This window comes from Flagellimonas lutimaris, from assembly GCF_003581615.1.
Lineage (GTDB): Bacteria > Bacteroidota > Bacteroidia > Flavobacteriales > Flavobacteriaceae > Flagellimonas > Flagellimonas lutimaris.
The window spans coordinates 89,474-109,148 of record NZ_QXFH01000072.1 but is presented as its reverse complement, the minus strand read 5'-3'; the positions used below and the strand labels follow the sequence as shown (position 1 = coordinate 109,148).

At 40.7% G+C, this 19,675-nt stretch carries 17 protein-coding genes; 12 read left to right on the top strand and 5 right to left on the bottom strand.

Annotation, left to right across the window (positions count from 1 at the left end; all coding sequences use genetic code 11):
* Positions 1 to 14: 14 nt before the first annotated feature.
* Complete coding sequence (locus D2V08_RS10325) at positions 15 to 1,628, top strand: M1 family metallopeptidase (RefSeq protein WP_119608083.1); 1,614 nt, start codon at positions 15 to 17, stop codon at positions 1,626 to 1,628.
* Between the two features lies 1 nt (position 1,629).
* On the top strand, positions 1,630 to 2,202 hold the full coding sequence (locus D2V08_RS10320; protein WP_119608082.1) for a YdeI/OmpD-associated family protein: 573 nt from the start codon (positions 1,630 to 1,632) through the stop codon (positions 2,200 to 2,202).
* 2 nt (positions 2,203 to 2,204) lie between these two features.
* Here the strand turns inward: D2V08_RS10320 and D2V08_RS10315 are convergent, their stop codons facing one another.
* Positions 2,205 to 3,461 (bottom strand): MFS transporter, encoded by a 1,257-nt coding sequence (locus D2V08_RS10315; protein WP_119608376.1) that lies wholly within the window; start codon positions 3,459 to 3,461, stop codon positions 2,205 to 2,207.
* A gap of 100 nt (positions 3,462 to 3,561) precedes the next feature.
* Between D2V08_RS10315 and D2V08_RS10310 the strand changes: the two genes are divergently transcribed.
* From D2V08_RS10310 to D2V08_RS10270, 9 genes are all read left to right on the top strand, one after another.
* Positions 3,562 to 4,971: an amidohydrolase family protein gene (locus D2V08_RS10310; RefSeq protein WP_119608081.1), complete on the top strand. Its 1,410-nt coding sequence runs from the start codon at positions 3,562 to 3,564 to the stop codon at positions 4,969 to 4,971.
* A 17-nt stretch (positions 4,972 to 4,988) separates the two neighbouring features.
* On the top strand, positions 4,989 to 6,245 hold the full coding sequence (locus tag D2V08_RS10305) for a metal-dependent hydrolase family protein (protein WP_182835521.1): 1,257 nt from the start codon (positions 4,989 to 4,991) through the stop codon (positions 6,243 to 6,245).
* A gap of 153 nt (positions 6,246 to 6,398) precedes the next feature.
* A complete protein-coding gene (locus D2V08_RS10300) occupies positions 6,399 to 9,620 on the top strand; it encodes a WD40/YVTN/BNR-like repeat-containing protein (RefSeq protein WP_119608374.1) in 3,222 nt (1,073 codons plus the stop codon).
* A gap of 6 nt (positions 9,621 to 9,626) precedes the next feature.
* Complete coding sequence (locus tag D2V08_RS10295) at positions 9,627 to 11,546, top strand: S9 family peptidase (protein ID WP_119608080.1); 1,920 nt, start codon at positions 9,627 to 9,629, stop codon at positions 11,544 to 11,546.
* Entirely contained in the window at positions 11,543 to 12,235 is a 693-nt protein-coding gene (locus tag D2V08_RS10290) for a DUF2490 domain-containing protein (protein ID WP_119608079.1), read from the top strand. The genes D2V08_RS10295 and D2V08_RS10290 overlap by 4 nt, the downstream gene beginning before the upstream one ends.
* A gap of 76 nt (positions 12,236 to 12,311) precedes the next feature.
* Complete coding sequence (locus tag D2V08_RS10285) at positions 12,312 to 12,899, top strand: superoxide dismutase family protein (RefSeq protein WP_119608078.1); 588 nt, start codon at positions 12,312 to 12,314, stop codon at positions 12,897 to 12,899.
* A 103-nt stretch (positions 12,900 to 13,002) separates the two neighbouring features.
* Complete coding sequence (locus D2V08_RS10280) at positions 13,003 to 13,626, top strand: hypothetical protein (RefSeq protein WP_119608077.1); 624 nt, start codon at positions 13,003 to 13,005, stop codon at positions 13,624 to 13,626.
* A 76-nt stretch (positions 13,627 to 13,702) separates the two neighbouring features.
* Entirely contained in the window at positions 13,703 to 14,230 is a 528-nt protein-coding gene (locus D2V08_RS10275; protein ID WP_119608076.1) for an RNA polymerase sigma factor, read from the top strand.
* A 2-nt stretch (positions 14,231 to 14,232) separates the two neighbouring features.
* Positions 14,233 to 15,030 (top strand): anti-sigma factor, encoded by a 798-nt coding sequence (locus D2V08_RS10270; RefSeq protein WP_119608373.1) that lies wholly within the window; start codon positions 14,233 to 14,235, stop codon positions 15,028 to 15,030.
* 79 nt (positions 15,031 to 15,109) lie between these two features.
* On the opposite strand, the gene D2V08_RS10265 is transcribed toward D2V08_RS10270, so the two are convergent.
* Positions 15,110 to 15,760, bottom strand: a complete 651-nt coding sequence (locus D2V08_RS10265) for an OmpW/AlkL family protein (protein WP_313790104.1) — start codon at positions 15,758 to 15,760, stop codon at positions 15,110 to 15,112.
* Positions 15,761 to 15,881: 121 nt separating this feature from the next.
* On the bottom strand, positions 15,882 to 16,862 hold the full coding sequence (locus tag D2V08_RS10260; protein ID WP_119608074.1) for a CorA family divalent cation transporter: 981 nt from the start codon (positions 16,860 to 16,862) through the stop codon (positions 15,882 to 15,884).
* Between the two features lie 70 nt (positions 16,863 to 16,932).
* Here D2V08_RS10260 and D2V08_RS10255 point away from each other — a divergent pair, with 70 nt between their 5' ends.
* Positions 16,933 to 17,472, top strand: a complete 540-nt coding sequence (locus D2V08_RS10255) for a mechanosensitive ion channel family protein (protein ID WP_119608073.1) — start codon at positions 16,933 to 16,935, stop codon at positions 17,470 to 17,472.
* Positions 17,473 to 17,566: 94 nt separating this feature from the next.
* On the opposite strand, the gene D2V08_RS10250 is transcribed toward D2V08_RS10255, so the two are convergent.
* Both D2V08_RS10250 and D2V08_RS10245 read right to left on the bottom strand, forming a co-directional pair.
* A complete protein-coding gene (locus tag D2V08_RS10250; RefSeq protein WP_119608072.1) occupies positions 17,567 to 18,856 on the bottom strand; it encodes a tetratricopeptide repeat protein in 1,290 nt (429 codons plus the stop codon).
* A 67-nt stretch (positions 18,857 to 18,923) separates the two neighbouring features.
* Positions 18,924 to 19,658: a DUF4331 family protein gene (locus D2V08_RS10245; RefSeq protein WP_119608071.1), complete on the bottom strand. Its 735-nt coding sequence runs from the start codon at positions 19,656 to 19,658 to the stop codon at positions 18,924 to 18,926.
* Positions 19,659 to 19,675: the final 17 nt, after the last annotated feature.

Here is a 19,675-nt window from a genome sequence, read left to right as displayed (position 1 = left end):
TTACAAGTTTACATATGAAACAAAGTTTCTTTCTTATTGCCCTATTATTGGGGGCTTGGGCCATCAATGCACAAAATTTCACCAGACAGGATACCCTAAGGGGCAGCATAACACCAGAAAGGGAATGGTGGGACTTGAACTATTACGATCTAAATGTAAAAGTGGAACCCTTCAAAAAGTTTATTTCAGGTTATAATATTGTTCGGTATAAGGTGCTAGAGCAGGCAAAAACGCTTCAAATTGACCTCCAAGCACCCATGAAAATCGAATCCATAGTTCAAGATGGCAGAAAACTAAAGTTTATATCTGAAGGAAACGCGCATTTTATCAAACTGAAGAAAAAACAAATACCTGGAGAATTTAATCAACTTAAAATAACATACTCTGGGTATCCACGTGAAGCTGTTAGAGCTCCATGGGATGGCGGTTTTTCTTGGAAAGAAGACGAAAACGGAAATCCATTTGTTGCCACCTCTTGCCAAGGTTTGGGAGCAAGTGTTTGGTGGCCCAATAAAGACCACATGTACGACGAGGTGGACAGTATGCGCATTAGCGTGACTGTTCCCAAAGACCTGATGGATGTTTCGAACGGACAATTGGAAAGTGTTGAGGATAAAGGCGATTTCAAAACCTACAATTGGGCAGTTAAAAACCCCATCAATAACTACGGTGTTAATGTAAACATTGGAAATTATACACAATTTGGTGAAATTTATGAAGGGGAGAATGGTCCCTTAAAGTTGGATTATTACGTTTTGCCCGAAAATTTGGAAAAAGCCAAAAAACAATTTGCTCAAACCCCTATGATGATGCGGGCCTTTGAACATTGGTTTGGCCCCTACCCTTTTTACGAAGATGGCTTTAAATTAGTGGAAGTACCGTATTTGGGGATGGAGCACCAAAGTTCTGTCACCTATGGAAACAAATATCAAAACGGCTATTTGGGACGAGATCTATCAGGCACCGGTTGGGGTCTACAGTTTGATTTTATTATTATTCACGAGGCAGGCCACGAATGGTTTGCCAACAACATAACCTACAAAGATATTGCCGATATGTGGGTACACGAAGGGTTTACCGCTTACTCGGAAAACCTGTATCTTGATTATCATTTTGGCAAAAAAGCATCAGCTGAATATGTTATTGGAACTCGAGCCAACATTCAAAACGACAAACCTATTATTGGTCCTTATGGGGTAAACAAAGAAGGTTCTGGCGATATGTACTACAAAGGGGCCAACATGTTGCACACCCTTCGCCAATTGGTGGAAGACGATGATAAATGGCGTCAAATGTTACGAGGCCTCAACAAAGAATTCTACCATCAAACGGTTACTTCCGCGCAAATCGAAAACTATTTAAGTGAGATGTCCGGGAAGGATTTATCAGCTTTCTTTAATCAATACTTGCGTACAACCATGATTCCTAAATTGGAATACAAAATGGAAGATGGTTCTATTACTTACCGGTATGATAATATTGTGAAGGATTTTGATATGCCTATTAGAATCTTTGTGGAGGGTTTGGAAAAATGGCTCTTCCCTTCTGCTGAATGGAAAGCGGAGAAATTAGATGGAGCCCAAGTTGATTTTGACAAAAACTTCTACATAGAGACCCAAAAAATATAGTTTGAAAAAGCATCCTGAGCATTATTTTAAAAATGATGAAGAGTGGCGCGAATGGCTTCATGAAAATCATGAAACGCAAATTGGTGTCCACTTGATTTTTTACAAGGTGGAACACCATAAAGAAAGTATGCGATGGGAAGAAGCCGTAAAAGTTGCCCTTTGTTATGGATGGATAGATAGTACCGTGAGAAGTCTCGGCAATGGAAAACGCAAACAATACTTCTGCCCCAGAAAACCCAAAAGCACTTGGAGTAAATTGAACAAGAATTATATAAAAGAGTTAAAGACCGATGGATTGATTCACAAAAGTGGTTTAAAAGCCATTGAAGTGGCCAAGAAAAATGGTTCTTGGACCGAACTGGACGATGTGGAAAATGGTGTGGTTCCGGAAGATTTGCAAAAAGTTTTTGACAATCACCAAACCGCTTATAAAAACTTCAAAAGTTTTACCAACAGCCAAAGAAAAAGCTATCTCTATTGGTTAAAACAGGCCAAGCGGGAAGAAACCCGAAAAAAAAGAATCATGGAAATTGTATCCCTTTCAGAAAATAACATCAAATACAGAAACCAATAAGGTCACTCCTTACCATATTTTCTGTGGTAGATAAACGCAGCTACTCCTCCAATAAGGGCAAACACACTCAGCATCCAAAACACATTTTGATGCCCCAGTTCCTCACCCGGGTGTGCATCCAAAAGCATTCCGTAGGCCGGACCAGCAAATACATCGGGCGTATAGCCAATCAACGAAATGAGTCCAACAGCTGTTCCCGTTAAGGTCAACGGAATTTTACCAACGTGCATTACTCCAAAATACAAGGCCCGTGTGGCATAAACCCCAGCAGCAATTACAACAACGGACATAAAGAACAAAAGTGTGGTTGTCGGAGCTATTGCCCCACTGGCAAATAGCAAGCCTCCGATTAGTGTCAAAATAAAGCTCAGCACCAACAACCAAGTGATTTTGAGCCTATCTGCAATCAAACCAAATAGAATACCTGTTGTAGGACGGAGAAATTGTAGTAAGGTTCCAACTTTGGCCGAATCCACTTGATTATACAACATGACCTCTTCTGCATATTGCGAAATAATATCAGTAATCTTATATCCTACGTAACCACAGAGAATAATTACCATCAACAGCCAAACCGAAGGTAGTTTTAAGACTTGTTTAATATCTGCCCAGGAAATACGATTACGAATCAGCTTTTCATCGTTATCACTAGTTTTCATAAAAAACCACACTAAAACGCCTACCAAGATGATAATTGCGGATGAGAAATACAGCACATACGTAAACGCATCCTTTCTGTCTTGAAGAGTAGCTATTTCAGGAGATTCCAATAAAAAAAAGGAGAAGACTACAACCCCCATCAAACCGAACAAGGCACCAGTTAGTCCGCGACCGCCATCGAGAAAACCGAACGCTTTTCCCTGTGAATCGGCGCCACCCCAAATCCTTGTTGCTTTGATCATGGGAGCCCAAAAGAGGAAAATTGTGGTAAAGCCCCACCAACCGTACAATACCTGAAGCACCCATAAAGCAGGGTATTGAGCAAACAAAAATCCTCCCAATGCGGTCATCCATAAAGCAATGGCAATCAATTTTCGAGGTTGATATTTGTCGGCCAAAGGTCCACCAAAAACATAGGAGATCATAGCGACCAATCCGTATACCGAAAAGCACAGTCCTAGTTGGACATTGTCCAACTCCAAAACATCCAGTACGGTTGGTCTAAAAACACGCGGTAATACAAAAGGAAGGATAAAGATGGCCTCACCCGATAGAATCAACAATAGTAAATAGAACCAACTTGGCTTAGTTTCCTTCAAAATTTGGATTTGGTTAAAAATCACTAAAAAAAGTGGAATAACCCAAACGCTGGCAAAATAAAAATTCAGGTATCTTTAAAGCATCATAAAACAACCTTGAATGAATCGACTACTCTTTTTATCACTGCTACTTATTATCTCCAGTTGCAAAAAAGAAATTACCAATAACTACGAATTGGCAATTACCAATGCAAATGTCATTCATCTGGAAACAGGAAATGTTGAACAACAAAACATTTACATTTCCAATGGGAGAATCCAAGTAGTTACCGCGATAGATTCCGTGGCTAATATCGAAGCTGATTCCACTATTGATGCCACCGGGAAATATGTATTGCCCGGTTTTTGGGACAACCACATTCACTTAAGAGGCGGTGATTCATTAATTGCCAACAACAAGAACTTTTTAAAGCTTTTTATAGCCAATGGAATAACCACGGTGCGTGATGCAGGTGGCGACCTTACCCATGCTGTGATGGAATGGAAACATCAAATTGCTGAGGAAGACCTCATTGGCCCTACCATTTTCACGGCGGGTCCAAAAATTGATGGTCCTAGCGCCACTTGGGCAGGCTCTTTAGAGGTGGAAACCGAAGAAGATATTACAGAAGCGTTGGATTCTTTGGAAGCCTTGAACGTCGACTTTGTAAAGATTTATGATAGTAGGATTTCACCTGAAAACTACCTAAGAACTATCCAAGAAACCAAAAAAAGAGGATTCACCGTATCGGGACATATGCCGTTTACGGTCACTTTGGGTGAAACCGTTGATGCCGGCATGGACGGTATTGAGCATTTGTACTACATTATGAAAGGGTGTGCGAGCAACGAAATTGAGGTTACGGATAAATTAAACAGGGGCGAAATGGGTTTTTGGGGTGCCATGCCCGCACTCATGGGTGCCTATTCGGATAGTACGGCCCAAAATACCTTTAACAAGTTAAAAGAGAGCGATGTTTTTGTGGTCCCGACACTTCATATTGGAAAAACATTGAGTTACTTGGATGAAGTGGACCATTCCAAAGATCCTTATTTAAAATATATGGGGAACGGAATTATAAAAACCTATCAAGGTAGGATAAAATCCGCATTAAATTCCACGGAAGAAGCCCGAGAAAACAGAAAACAATTGGATACTTTTTTTGGTGAATTGGCCAATTCACTTAATTCCGCAGGAGTACAACTTTTGGCGGGGTCGGACAGCGGAGCGTTCAACTCCTACACCTACCCTGGTATATCGTTGCACAAAGAATTACAAGTTATGGTGGAAAACGGTATATCACCACTGGATGCACTTCGTACATCAACAGTAAATGGAGCCAAATTTTTGAACCAAACCAATAATTATGGAGCTGTTTCCAAAGGAAAAGTTTCAGATTTGGTCATTTTAGATGAGAACCCTTTGAAAAACATCGAAAACACCGAAAAGATTTTTTCCGTGATTAAAGGAACCCAAGTGTTTTCTAAAAGACAACTGCAAGAGTTATTGAACAACTCCGTGATAGATTAATTCCAAACAACCCGAACATGCAACCAAAACATTATTTTTTCTTACTTCTATTTTTGTGTTTGAACAGTTTGCATTCACAAACCCTATTAATTCCTGAACGCGTTTTTGATGGTGAACGAATGCATGAGGATTGGGTCGTAGCTGTAAATGAAAACCGAATTACCTACGCTGGCCCAATGAATGGATTAAAAAAAGCTAGCTCTTACACCAAACAAGAATTAAAGGGCATGACCTTAATGCCTGGTATTATTGAGGGACACTCACATTTATTGTTGCATCCGTACAACGAAACCGAATGGAACGACCAAGTATTGAAGGAATCTCCCACGGAAAGAGCCATTAGAGGCGTAGTTCATGCTAAAAAATCTTTAATGGCAGGAGTAACCTCCATGCGAGACCTAGGTTCCGAAGGAGCAGCATACACCGACGTCTATCTTAAAAAAACTATAGATGATGGTATTGTTCCCGGCCCACGTACTTTAATGGCTGGGCCTGCCATTGTAGCAACAGGTGCTTATGGCCCAAAAGGATTCCATGATGGGGTCAAAGTGCCTTTGGGAGCAAATCCCGTGAGTGGCAGTAGCGAAGCAATCAAAGAGGTCCGAACCCAATTGGGCAACGGTGCCAATTTTATTAAAATTTATGCAGATTATCGTTGGGGTTCAGGCGAGCCTTCACAACCTACATTTTTACAAGAAGAGATAACTGCCATGGTTTCGGCGGCCACTACTGCGGGACGTTATGTTGTGGCACATGCAAGTACCCCCGAAGGTATGAAGAGAGCGATATTGGCTGGCGTGGAGACGATAGAGCACGGAGATGGAGCAACCATGGAAGTATTAAAATTGATGAAAGAGCGCAACATAGCCCTTTGCCCTACTCTCGCTGCAGGGGACGCCATTGAGCAATACAAAGGTTGGAGAAAAGGTGCCCAAGCCGACCCAGAACGCATAGCCAAAAAGAAAAAATCATATCAATTGGCTTTGGAGTCGGGAGTCGATATTGTTTTCGGAGGAGATGTTGGTGTATTTACCCATGGCGAAAACTACAGGGAACTGGAACTTATGGTCGAATATGGAATGGAGCCCATTAAAGCCTTACAATCAGCGACCTCTGTGAATGCAAGAATTCTACATTTTGATGGATTGGGGAGTATTCAAAATGGATATTTAGCCGATATTATTGCAGTAAAAGGCAATCCCTTAGAAGATATCTCGCAAATGAAAAATGTTGGATTTGTGATGAAAGATGGTATTGTCTATAAAAACGAATAAACCTCTATATCTCAACCAGGCTTCATTAACATCATTTTAAGAATTGAGGCACGGGTTTTTGGTATCTTTAGGCGACTAAAAAAAGACCATATGTCCACGGCTTATCGGCTTTTTCAGATACTGACTAAACTCAAAAAACAACAAACTCAACTAATGAAAAAATCAATTTTCTTCTTTTTCTTGCTAATTGCAGCAAGTATTACAGCACAAGAATTTAACATGGACTTGGTTCAGGATATGAAACCAAGAAACATTGGACCCGCCGGAATGAGCGGTCGTGTGACTTCGATAGATGTTGTCCATTCCAATCCAGATGTCATGTTCGTTGGAACCGCTTCGGGTGGGTTATGGAAATCTACTTCTGGAGGCATTAAATGGGAGCCTGTATTCGATAATCAAGTAACAGCTTCAATAGGTGCTGTGGCCATTCAACAATCCAATCCGTCCGTAATTTGGGTAGGAACTGGAGAAGGAAACCCAAGAAACAGCTTAAATGGTGGATACGGTATCTACAAATCTTTGGATGGAGGCAAAACGTGGAAATCCATGGGGCTAGAGAAAACACGGCACATCCACAGAGTTATTATCGACCCAACAGACCCAGATATAGTGTATGTCGGGGCTATTGGTTCCCCTTGGGGCGAACACCCGGAACGAGGTGTTTTTAAAACTACCGATGGTGGCGAAACTTGGGAAAAAGTATTGTTTGTAAACAACAAAACAGGTGTTGCAGATTTGGTAATGGACCCAAAAAACCCAAACAAACTGATTGCTGCCATGTGGGAACACAAAAGAGAACCATGGTTCTTTAACTCAGGAGGTGAAGGCAGTGGATTGCACATTACGCATGACGGAGGCGAAACTTGGAAAAAAGTTACCGCCGATGATGGCCTGCCCAAAGGAAATTTGGGAAGAATTGGTGTGGCCATCGCTAGTAACAAACCCAATATTATTTATGCCTTGGTGGAAGCCAAAAAGAATGCCTTATACAAGTCCACTGATGGTGGCTTTAAATGGAAAAAAATCAATGATAAGAGCGATATTGGTAATCGCCCGTTCTACTATTCAGAAATTTATGTAGACCCTCAAAATGAAAATCGAGTCTATTCTGTATTTACGTACATCAATGTTTCTGAAGATGGTGGAAAAAATTTCACCCAATTAATGCCTGCTTATGGTGTTGACAATGGGGTTCACCCTGACCACCATGCGTGGTGGATTCATCCGAAAAATGGCCAGTTTATGATGGATGGTAACGATGGCGGACTCAATATCACAAAAAATGGAGGTAAAACATGGCGTTTTATAGGCAATTTACCTGCTGCGCAATTCTACCACATCAGTACGGACAACGAATATCCTTATAATGTATACGGGGGCATGCAGGACAACGGTTCTTGGAGAGGACCTGCTTATGTTTGGAAAGCTCAGGGGATTAGAAACAGTTATTGGCAAGAAATCGCCTTTGGCGATGGGTTCGACGTGGTTCCGGACAGGGATGATAGCCAATATGGCTACGCCATGAGCCAGCAAGGGTATGTGAGCCGTTACGATTGGAAGACGGGGGATGGTTATATTGTACGCCCTACCCCACCCGATGCTGACACCATGCTTCGATTTAACTGGAATGCTGCCATTGGCCAAGACCCTTTTGATAATAGCACCGTATATTTTGGAAGTCAGTTTGTACACAAATCCACAGATAAAGGATTGACCTGGGAAGTGATTTCCCCAGATTTGACCACCAACGATAAAGAGAAACAAAAACAGAGCGAAAGTGGCGGATTGACCATGGATGCCACAGGGGCCGAAAACCATTGTACCATTATAGTAATTGAACCATCAACCGTAGAACAAGATATGCTTTGGGTGGGAACGGATGATGGCCGCGTGCATTACACCCTTAACGGAGGACAAACTTGGATAGATGTAACCAAAAACATCAAAGGGCTACCAGCAGGAAGCTGGATTCCACAAATCAAAGCCTCAAACAATAACAAAGGTGAAGCCCTTTTGGTTGCCAATGACTATAGAAGGTTTAACTATACGCCTTATGCATATCGAACCAAAGATTATGGTAAAACTTGGACTCGGATTGTAGATGAAAATGATGTTGAAAGCTACACGCTTTCCATAATTGAAGACCCAGAAAATCCAAACCTCATGTTCTTAGGCACGGATGATGGCCTTTATATTTCTTTAAATGCAGGAAGTAATTGGAAAAAATGGAATAAAGGTTTCCCAACAGTTTCCACTAAAGATTTAGCAATTCACCCAAGAGAGCAGGATTTAGTGATAGGAACTTTTGGAAGGGCCGCTTGGGTATTGGACGATATCCGTCCTTTGAGAAAATTGGCCGGCAACACTTCCATCTTACAGAAAGAAGTTAGTTTGTTCGATAGCCCAGACGCTTACCTAGCGGCTTATCAACAACCTACCGGAGGCCGTTTTGGTGGTGATGCCATTTACAGTGGAGAAAACAGAGAATCTGGCGCCATGATTACCTACTACCTTAAAGAAGGAAGTAAAAAGAAAGAAGAGAAAAAGAAAGAAGAGAAAAAGGATGAAAAGGAAGACGATGAAAAAGAAGCTGAGGAAGAAAAGTCCAAAGAAAAAACCAAGGATTCCATCTTCTTCGAGTTTTATGATGGTGATAGACTCATCAGGACTTTGAAATACAAAACTCCTGAAAAAGCAGGTTTCCACAGAATTTATTGGAACTTGGATGAAAAAGGGCCGGACAGACCATCAAGAACCATCAGAAAAAACAACCGTGAACGTGGTGGTGTAGATGTAAAACCAGGCACTTACAAAGTAAAAGTTAGCTATGGCGAAACATCTGATTCCACATCGGTAACCGTGAAAACAGATCCAAGGTTGGATGTTAACATGGCCTCCATCAACGAAGTGTACGAAACCAGCAAAAAGCTGGAAGGCTACACACAAACCGCTGCAGATGCCGTAAAACAATTGGTGGAGAGCAAGGGTTTGGCAAACAAGTTCAAAAAAGAACTTAAAGAATTGGACAAGGATAAGTTCAAAGAACAAATTAAAGCCTCGGAAGAAATCGTAAAACAGATTGATTCCGTTGTAGCACTCTATCTGGGCAAAGATGATAAACGCCAGGGTATTGTTAGAAATCCCGAACCTAATGTAATGTCTAGATTGGGCAATGCATCCTACTATGTAGGTTCTAGAAAATCCGGGATTACGGCAACTGAAAGAAGAATGATTCAGTTCGCCGAAGAAGAGCTAAAGGCTGCATTGGACCAAACCAATGCATTCTTTAATGAAAAATGGAAATCGTACCGAACTTCCATTGAATCATTGGACCTTTCTCCTTTTAAAGAGACAGAAAGCTTTAACCTAAAGTAAAAAAACATGAAAAAAATATTGGCCATTGCCCTAATTACAAGTATTTGGGCTTGCAAAGAAGAGAAAAAGGAACTTTCCATCGCCGACACGATGAAGACCTACACTATCTCACAAATGATGGACAACGAATCCATTGGTGGAGGCAGTTTTTCACCGGACAAATCCAAACTGTTGGTTTCGAGTAACCGTTCGGGCATATACAATATGTACACCATTCCAACTTCGGGTGGTGACATGATGCCTGTTACACAATCGGACAGTTCTTCTGTCTTCGCCATCTCCTATTTTCCAAAAGACGAACGAATGCTGTTCCGCATGGATAATAATGGCGATGAAATCTATCACATTTTTGTTCGAGATACTGATGGCAGTCATAAAGACCTGACGCCAGAAGAAGGAGCACGATCTCTTTTTTATCAGTGGTCCGAAGACAAAACCGCATTCTTTTACGGTTCCAATAAAAGGGAAAGTCGGTTTATGGATTTGTACAAGATGGATTTAGAGACCTTGACTTCGGAATTGGTGTATCAAAATGATGACGGGTATGATGTTGGTGTAGTTTCACCTAATGAAAAATATGTGGCATTAAGTAAGTCCATCAACACGAACGACAGTGATTTGTTTTTATACAACTTGGAGTCTGATGAATTGATGAAAATCAATAAAAACCAAAGTGGAAACGCTCCTCAGGATTTTTCTCCTGATGGTTCTGCCCTTTATTACACCACGGACGATGGTAGCGAGTTTTCCTATTTGATGAAATATACCATTGCCGATGAATCCTACGAAAGGGCCATGGAGCGTGATTGGGATATTTCCGGGAGCTACTTTACCGATCAAGGAACCTATCAGGTTACTTACATTAACGAAGATGCCAAAAACACCATTGAAGTAATGGACGTGGCTACTGGGGAGAATATCGACTTGCCCACTGTGGAAAACATGGAGGTTACAAGTGTTAGTTTTTCCAATGACGAAACTATGATGCGTTTTTACGCAGGAGGTTCTCATACGCCTTCTAATCTTTACGTATACAATCTGGAAACCAAGGAACAGAAAAAGTTGACCGATGTATTGAATCCCGAAGTTCAGGGTCAGGACTTGGTAAAAGCAGAAGTGGTACGTTACAAATCTTTTGATGGACTGGAAATTCCTGCCATTTACTATACGCCTCATCAGGCAACCGCAGAAAATCCGGTTCCTGCCTTGGTTTGGGTGCACGGAGGCCCAGGTGGTCAATCCCGCCAAAACTTTAGCTCCTTCATCCAATATTTGGTAAACCACGGCTATGCAGTTTTAGCAGTAAACAACCGAGGAAGCAGCGGATATGGGAAGACTTTTTACCAAATGGACGATTTAAACCATGGTGACAAAGACCTTAAGGATTGTGTAGAAGGTAAAAATTGGTTGGCTCAACAGCCCGAAATTGATGGTGAAAAAATTGGAATCATAGGAGGATCCTACGGTGGTTATATGACGATGGCCGCTTTGACCTACACTCCCGAAGAATTTGATGTAGGTGTGAACCTGTTTGGGGTCACTAATTGGATGAGAACGCTAAAAAGCATCCCACCATGGTGGGAATCCTTTAAAGATGCCCTTTACAAAGAGTTAGGAGACCCTTATAGCGCGGATTCTGTTCGGTTAAAGCAGATTTCCCCTCTTTTCCATACAGATAAGGTCACTAAACCATTGATTGTACTTCAAGGTTCACAAGATCCAAGAGTATTACAAGCAGAATCCGATGAAATTGTGGCAGGAGTTCGTAAAAATGGAGTTCCCGTAGAATATGTGCTTTTTGAAGATGAAGGGCACGGTTTTGTGAAGAAAGAAAATCAAATTACGGCATACAGTAAAATTTTAGAATTTTTGGACGAGTACTTAAAAGAAGAAAAAAGTACCCCAATTAAAGAAGAGAATAAATGATCAAAAAATTAGCAGCCCTATTTATCCTATTTGGATTATTGACCGCGAATGCACAAAGACCCGGCGAGGATGAAATGGGTGCTTGGTATATGTATTTTGGGGCCAACAAGGTTTCGGAACGTTTCAGTATTCACACCGAGGCCCAGTTTCGATTTTACGAAACTACCAGCAACTTTAATCAGATGTTACTGCGAACAGGTCTCAATTATCACATCAACCCAAATGCTATGGCAACCGGAGGATATGCATTTATTGAAACCGATAATACATTTTATGAGTTTGAAGGAGAGGTAGATTCCAAGGAGCACCGGATTTTTGAGCAGTTTATTCTAAAGAATAAGGTATGGGAATTCTTGTTTGAGCATCGTTACCGTTTGGAACAGCGTTTCTTGGATTTTGGCGAAACAACCGACACACAACATCGAGCTCGCTATCGCATACAGATGACCCTGCCCCTTACAAATACTTTCTTTTTGAATTTTTACGATGAACTATTCATCAACCTTCAAGATGATTTATTTGGACAGAATAGATTGTACGGAGCTGTTGGTGTGAACATTACTGAAAACAGTAGTGTGCAATTGGGGTACTTAAGAAATCAGTTTGCCAATGCTGTTTATGATCGATTACAGTTCGCGGTTTTCTACAATCCTGATTTAAGAGGATTGTTCAACAAGAAAAAACCATAAAAATTCAATGGCCTGCAACTTGACTTGGGTACATATAATGCCTAAATTATAAGCTAATCATAAAAAATTCATTTTAATGAAAAAAGTACAAATAACAGCCTTAGCGCTACTATTTATAACAGCTTTTAGCTGTAAACAGGCAAAAAAAGAAGCCGAAGAGACAACCGAAGAGGTTGAGGAGACGGTTGAACAAGTTGCAGGAAAAATTGACCCTGAAGTCATTACATTTACAATGGAACCCAAAAGCGATAGTAATGTAAGCGGTGAAGTTGTTTTTACCCAAAATGAAGGAGAAGTAATCATGAGAGCTACCTTTTTAGGACTCGATGAAGGTGAACATGCGATTCACCTACACGAAAAAGCCGACTGTTCTTCACCCGATGGAAAATCTACCGGAGGACATTGGAACCCCACTCATGAACCACATGGAAAATGGGGCTCCGAAGATGGATATCACAAAGGTGACATTGGTAATTTCACAGCAAACGCAGATGGGAACGCCACTGTAGAATTTTCCACGGACGAATGGTGTATTGGCTGTGGTGATGAGAAAAAAGATATTTTAGGAAAAGCGGTAATTGTCCATCAAGGAACGGATGATTACACATCACAACCTTCGGGTGCTGCTGGTACACGAATTGCTTGTACAGGAATCATTCAATAATATTTGAAAAACACCAAAGTAAAAAGCTGTCCTTTCGGGCGGCTTTTTTATTGACAGCCCTTTGAATAATGACTAACTTAGACCTAAATTTAAAACATCCGAAATGAAAAAAATTCAAATTGCTGCATTGGGACTATTACTAGTAGCCGCTTTCAGCTGCAAGCAAACAAAAAAGGAAGAAGAAAAGACAGAAGAAGCGGTTGCAACCTATAGTATTGTAGAGGATTCTACCGATGTACAGTTTACCGCCTATAAAACTACGGACAAAGTTCCCGTTGGCGGAACCTTTCAAGAAGTTGAATTAACATACACCGCTGGTGAAACTCCAATGGAAACATTGGATGGCCTTGAGTTCTCCATCCCTGTGAGCAGTCTTTTTACCAATGACCCAACAAAGACAAGGGACCCAAAAATCATTGAATTCTTTTTTGATAAAATGGCAGAGACACAGTCGATTACAGGTACCTTTACTTTTAAGGATGACAAAAGTTGTGCTGTACAGTTGAGTATGAACGGAATGTCTACCGAACTTCCTATGGAATATGAAATCACAGATGACAACCATGTAAATTTCTCAGGAGTTATGGACTTGAAGCAATGGAATGCTTTAGACGCCTTGGCTTCCTTGAACGAAGCATGCAAGATATTACACACTGGTTCCGATGGTGTTAGCAAAACTTGGGAAGATGTTGCCATTGAAGGTTCTATTTTATTGGAGCAGAAATAAGCAATAGCTTTTCAATAAAGATTTATGAAGAGGGCTGCTAGGAGCAGCTCTTTTTTTATATATTTAGCCAACTTCAATGGATCTGGACAACCTCATACAACAATTTCAAAAAAAGGATACGGTCGCTTTTGAGACCTTGTACAACATGTATGCTGAAAATATTTGTGGGGCAATCAATGTAATTGTCAAAGATTCGGAGCGTTCCCAAGAGATTTGTCAAGATGTTTTTGTGAAAATTTGGGAAAAATCGAACCAATATGACACCTCTAAGGGTCGTTTCTTTACTTGGATATTGAATATTGCCAGGAACGCCGCTATCGATGAAGTGCGTTCTAAAACCCATAAAAACAAAAAAAAGAACCTTCCTGTAGATTCTCTCGTAGGTATTTTTGAAAGCGGTGAGGATTTAAACAGTAAAATGGACACCATTGGTCTTCAGTCCTTATTAAAAGGGCTAAAAGAAAAATGCATTTTACTAATAGATATGCTTTACTTTAAGGGATATACACAAAAGGAAGCTGCCAAAGAGCTAAACACTCCCATTGGCACGATAAAAACAAGGATTAGAAGCTGTATTTCCAACATTAGAAAAAATATGGCATGAGCATGGATGTGAAAGAGTACATAGCGTCTGGAATATTGGAACTCTACGTTGCTGGAGAACTGTCCCCTGAAGAAAATCTTGAGGTACAGCACTATGCCATACAGTATCCGGAAATTAAAAAAGAAATTGAGGAAATTGAGAAGGCCATTCTCGAGCTTACAGAGGCAGCTTCGCCAAAAATGCCACAAGATGGGTTTGCCAAGGTAAAAGCAGAATTAGGAGATGTAATTCCGTTCACGCCCGAAGCCTCTTCTGGCAAGGGAACTCCATGGGGCAGTTACTTAGGATGGGCAGCATCTGTTTTATTGGCAATAGGCTTGTTCTGGATGTACACTGAAAACTCCAAACTTAAATCGGAAATTGAACTTACCAATCAAGAAAAGCAAAGCTTGGAAGATATCCTAACCGATACACAAGAAGAAATAACCAGTAAAGAAACTTTATTACAACAAATAAGGGATAAAAATGTAACCGTGATCGCTCTTGGCGGACAAACGGTGTCCCCTTCATCTTACGCAAAAGCGTATTGGAACAAGGAGGAAAGCAAAGTAATCATTGATGCACAGGGACTTCCCGAACCACCTGATGGATTCACTTATCAAGTATGGTCATTAAAATTGGACCCGCTTACCCCTACCAGTATCGGATTGTTGGATGATTTTGCGTCGCAGGACACCAGGCTCTTTACTTTGGAAAACGCAAACGAATCGGAAGCTTTTGGTATTACGTTGGAACCTGAGGGAGGTAGCAAAACCCCAACCTTGGAACAATTGTACACCTTGGGTGCGGTAGGTTCTTAACTTTAGGCAAAAAAAAGAAGGCAGCCGGATAAACCAAACTGCCTTCAAAACTTAAATTACCTAAAAAAACAATCGAATATTAAAGTTTAATACCTACACCAACACCAAATACCCATGGGTTGATGTCCACATCAGCGTCCACAGTAGCTCCTAACGCAGTGGTTGCATCAACAGTGGCGGTAGTGTTCAAGAACAACTTTTTAATGTCCAAATTCAAGAACCATTTATCGTTTAGCATAAAGTCAAACCCTCCTTGTAATGCAAAGCCAACAGCTGTATCGTACTCAACATCGTCGGCGGTTGGTCCTTCATCAACCCCATAAAACAGGGTTAGATTGGGACCAGCACCCAAATAAGGAACAAAATCACCTCCTGTAAAATGGTACTGGGCCGTAAGCGTAGGGGGCAATAACCATACATTTCCCAAATCAATATCACCTGCAGCAGTACCCACAGCCTCAACATCGTGTTTAGTGGTCGCCAAGATTAGCTCCAAAGACCAATTATCATCAAAAAAGTAGGTAATGTCGAACTCAGGAACAACGGAAGTGGAAATATCAACATCTCCGCCAATGGCTTCGATATCGGCACTTTCGTCAGGAGAAACCACAATTCCTCTCAACCTAAATTGCCACTTGCTTCCATTATCAGCTGGGGTATCTTGTGCTATTGCCAAATTGGACAACCCCATTAAAGCCATTACTGCTACTATTATTTTTTTTCTCATCATGTGTTAATTTTAAAATGATGACACAAATCTACCGAGCGACAATTGCCAAGAATATGATGTTTATCATTGGATAAGAACGGGTAATACCCTACCCAATCTATTTATAGAGAAATATTGATTGCTAAAACCATTTTTTTCGCTTAAAAATGAGGATAGAAATCACGGTAACAACCAACATAACCCCCAAAAGGATAAAATATCCGTAGGGCCATTTTAATTCCGGCATGTTTTCGAAGTTCATACCATAAATACCTGCCATAAATGTGAGTGGGATAAACACCACCGAGAAAATGGTCAGGGTCTTCATTACTTCGTTCAATCGATGGCCTTGTACACTAAAAAACAGGTTTATTTGGCTTTCCAATTCCATAATATCGGAATCGATGTCCGCGATCAAGCCATTTATCTGTTCCCTGAGCTCACTAAAGTATTTGGCCTGAAATCCCTTTACCTCTACCCTTTCTAACTTTATAATGATATCCCTTAGCCCGTGTGAAGCCTTTTTGAAATCTTGAATAATTGCTTTTTTCTGTTCCACCTCGAACATAAACTCTGGTGTAGGCTCCCGTTTTACAATAGCGTCCAATGCGTTCTCCATCACCACACTCTCCTCATATTTGTCCTTGTAATTGGTTATCAGGGTTTCCAAGATAAAGAACAGGAGATAATCTGCCCGCTTTTTCCTTATAATGCCCTTGTTTTCGAATATTCGCTGCCGAATCCAATCAAAATGGTCACCCCTCTTTTCTTGTATGCACCAATTAAAGTCTTTGGATATCACAAAATACATTTGTTCGGATTCCATACTATGATGCTCAGTTTTTAAGATTCGGGCGGCTATAAATAGCTGGTCCTCCAATACGATTACCTTGTTGCCCGATTTTTGATTCAATAATAATCGAAGTAAAAAATCATCCAGATCATTACCATCTACCATTCGTCTGAACTCCTCCATATATTCCAAACCGTAAGTATTTACCCAAGTGATGGATTTATCTCCTTTGGACAACTGCAAGTCTTCCTGTAATGAGAATTTTCGGTTATAATAATTGTCCGGTGAGTAATTTATCACCCATGAATTTTCTTCGAAATCTGTTTTCATGGTTTAGAAAGTAAAAGGGTTTATTCGTAGTTTAGATTGATAAGTTAAACCAAATTTACTAAGAACTACCATGATTGATCCAATGTCCTTCAAATCCGAGATTTTATTTACCATTGTTCTTTTGGTTATAATTATAGCCCTGAATTCTTTGAGCAAAAGAGCCATTAGACAATTTGGCAAAACAAGCGCCATTGACATGAACAGTAGAAAAATTATTTTTTATTTGATCAACTTACTGTTCTATTTGGTAGCATTCATGGGCATTTCGTTAATATGGGGTGTGAATTGGAAAGATTTTTCGGTGTTCGTATCCTCCATTTTGGCCATATTGGGTGTTGGTTTTGTGGCCCAATGGTCGATTTTGTCCAATTTAACGGCCAGTGTGATTCTTTTTTTCAATCATCCTCTCCGTTTGGGCGATAGAATACGAGTTATGGACAAAGATTTTGATTGGACGGGCAAAGTTGAGGATATAAGCGGTTTTTATCTTTTTATGCGAACAGATGATGGCAAGCAGATAACCATACCCACCAATTTGGTCATTCAAAAAGGAATAGAAATTTTAAAAGAGAAAAAAACAGATGCTGAGGAAGTAATTTCCAACGAATAAAAAAACGCCATGGTGTAAAAACCATGGCGTACCTAAAAACAACAACCAAGCTAAGATCGCTATGATCTCCAACCTAGGTTTTTTGATGGGGAAATTAAAGACTCGCTATTTGTGCCTCTTTTACTGGACCAAGCTCGTATGCTGCCCCCATTAACTCTTGTTTTAACTCGCTAACTTTTTCTTTTTCACCATTGGCCTTATAGATTTCAGCAGCTTGATGAAGTATCGCGGGTTCGTATGTGGCTCCTATGACATGCCGTTCTATTACTTCTAAAGCTTTTTGTTTTTCCCCTAAGTGAAGTAAACTGTACGCAAACCATCCATAAGATTCAGGTGTAGGTCTATTGCTCACCTCTGCTTGTGCCAACTCAAAGGCTCTTTGCTGCACATCCATACTCAACAGGAAATCAACGTTGTATGCATTGTACATATCTCCGTAATCTTTGTTGTTTTCTACAGTCTTGTAATAATCATCCAAAGCTTGCACCCTAAGCATATCATCTTTTAGATAAGCAGCAACTTCAGCTTTTAGCAGATAGTATTCCGGTGATTTATTCTTTTTCATGATGGAATCCAAAATCCGAAGGGCTTCAGTCCCATTTCTTTCATGGGAATAGACTATCCAGGCAATTCCTTTTTTCGCATAGGCATTTTGAGGGTCTATTTGAAGTGCTTTGAGGTATAGGTTATAGGAGTCTTCGATACGTCCGGCGTGCCCATAAAAATCAGCAAGATTGGTGTAGGACCAAAGTAATAGCCCTCTATTTTTAGACGACTCTGCCTTGGCCATAGCCTTTTCCATAAATTCAATGGCCGTATCCAAATCGCCTTTATGGTCGTTCCATTTTGCCACACGAATCAAATATCCAAAATCGGACATGTTATGGATGCTGTCCAAATATTGGTTTGCCCGGTCGTAGTTGCCCAACTCCATGTGCAGGTCAAAAAACAAACTTTGTGTTTCGTTGATGCCACTTCCCAATTTTCTTGCTTTTTTCGCCAAAACCAAAGCCTCTTTAAAACGGTGCTGCGAAATGTAATTTCTGGCCAAAGCCCTTAAGTATCCCGATTTGCCCACAGCGGCAATCTCCATTGCTTTTTTAAGGGATTGCTCGGCATCTTTTAGATATTTTATATCACCCGTTCCTTTAAAAAAACGGCTGTACTCTCCAGCTACCTTGCCCAAACTAAGCAACTGCATGCTATCCCGTTTTATTTTGTTATCCCAAAGTTTGAAATATTCAGATGTAGGCTTTACGGGTTCGGATGCCAAAAATTGATCGTAATCCTTGCTGTCTGTTTTAAACGTTGCTTCTTCTTGCTGACACGATGCCAAAAACAATAGGACCAGTGGCAGAAAGATATATTGTATTGTAGTTTTCATCTTGTTGTTGTTTTTAAATTAAATAAGGGGGAAGGAAAGTTTCCTTCCCCCATCCTTTTCATAACAATTACTCAGGAGCTCCCAAATATGGAAACGTAGTTGAAATATTGGCCGTTAGCCCAACACCGTCAGATGTTAGTCTTGGCAAATCGGCCATTCCATCATCATCAAGGTCTTGACCGCTAAATCGGTCTCCTTCCATACCTCCAAAGAATAAGATCAGAGATACATCAATAATATCATCGTTCGGGTGTCTTCCTGTTAGGGCCACCTCATCTCCGTCTGGCACCAATACACTACCATCGTTATCAAGGTCTGTACCTGGATTAAAGTAAGTTGTTGGTAAATCTGGAGCTACTTCCAAAACATCAGCAGCCAAAATTGAAGTCAGTGTTGCCGCATCCAATCCTAAGATGTTGTTTTCGTAATTCACATCTGCAGGGTCCAATCCCAATTTAAGAGCATATACATCGTGGTATTGCTCTAATCTTGCTTGGAATCCCGCCTGGAAAGTTGCACCCATTTCCGAAGGAATTGTGGTGTTGTGTGCATCTTTAACACTTGCTTCACCTTCCATATCAAAACTCAAAGTGGTATTGATACCTGGACGACCCAAATGGTCTACCTGTGCAAATGTTCCTGTAAAATCAACGCCCATCATATCATCGTCGTCCATCATCATGTCATCATCCATCATCATGTCGTCGTCCATGTAAGTTCCGTTGTCGTCGCTGCTACAGCCAACTACCAGGCCAAAGCTCAGCACAAGGGCTGTTATATATATTGATTGTCTTAGTTTCATAATATCGATTTAAAAGT

Bases quoted from the DNA above. Each gene is read 5' to 3' on its own strand.
- D2V08_RS10270 (WP_119608373.1), top strand. From the start codon at position 14,233: ATGGATGTGAAAGAGTACATAGCGTCTGGAATATTGGAACTCTACGTT.
- D2V08_RS10305 (WP_182835521.1), top strand. From the start codon at position 4,989: ATGCAACCAAAACATTATTTTTTCTTACTTCTATTTTTGTGTTTGAAC.
- D2V08_RS10310 (WP_119608081.1), top strand. From the start codon at position 3,562: ATGAATCGACTACTCTTTTTATCACTGCTACTTATTATCTCCAGTTGC.
- D2V08_RS10245 (WP_119608071.1), bottom strand. From the start codon at position 19,658: ATGAAACTAAGACAATCAATATATATAACAGCCCTTGTGCTGAGCTTT.
- D2V08_RS10250 (WP_119608072.1), bottom strand. From the start codon at position 18,856: ATGAAAACTACAATACAATATATCTTTCTGCCACTGGTCCTATTGTTT.
- D2V08_RS10295 (WP_119608080.1), top strand. From the start codon at position 9,627: ATGAAAAAAATATTGGCCATTGCCCTAATTACAAGTATTTGGGCTTGC.
- D2V08_RS10290 (WP_119608079.1), top strand. From the start codon at position 11,543: ATGATCAAAAAATTAGCAGCCCTATTTATCCTATTTGGATTATTGACC.
- D2V08_RS10280 (WP_119608077.1), top strand. From the start codon at position 13,003: ATGAAAAAAATTCAAATTGCTGCATTGGGACTATTACTAGTAGCCGCT.
- D2V08_RS10285 (WP_119608078.1), top strand. From the start codon at position 12,312: ATGAAAAAAGTACAAATAACAGCCTTAGCGCTACTATTTATAACAGCT.
- D2V08_RS10325 (WP_119608083.1), top strand. From the start codon at position 15: ATGAAACAAAGTTTCTTTCTTATTGCCCTATTATTGGGGGCTTGGGCC.
- D2V08_RS10275 (WP_119608076.1), top strand. From the start codon at position 13,703: ATGGATCTGGACAACCTCATACAACAATTTCAAAAAAAGGATACGGTC.
- D2V08_RS10255 (WP_119608073.1), top strand. From the start codon at position 16,933: ATGATTGATCCAATGTCCTTCAAATCCGAGATTTTATTTACCATTGTT.
- D2V08_RS10260 (WP_119608074.1), bottom strand. From the start codon at position 16,862: ATGAAAACAGATTTCGAAGAAAATTCATGGGTGATAAATTACTCACCG.
- D2V08_RS10300 (WP_119608374.1), top strand. From the start codon at position 6,399: ATGAAAAAATCAATTTTCTTCTTTTTCTTGCTAATTGCAGCAAGTATT.
- D2V08_RS10265 (WP_313790104.1), bottom strand. From the start codon at position 15,760: ATGATGAGAAAAAAAATAATAGTAGCAGTAATGGCTTTAATGGGGTTG.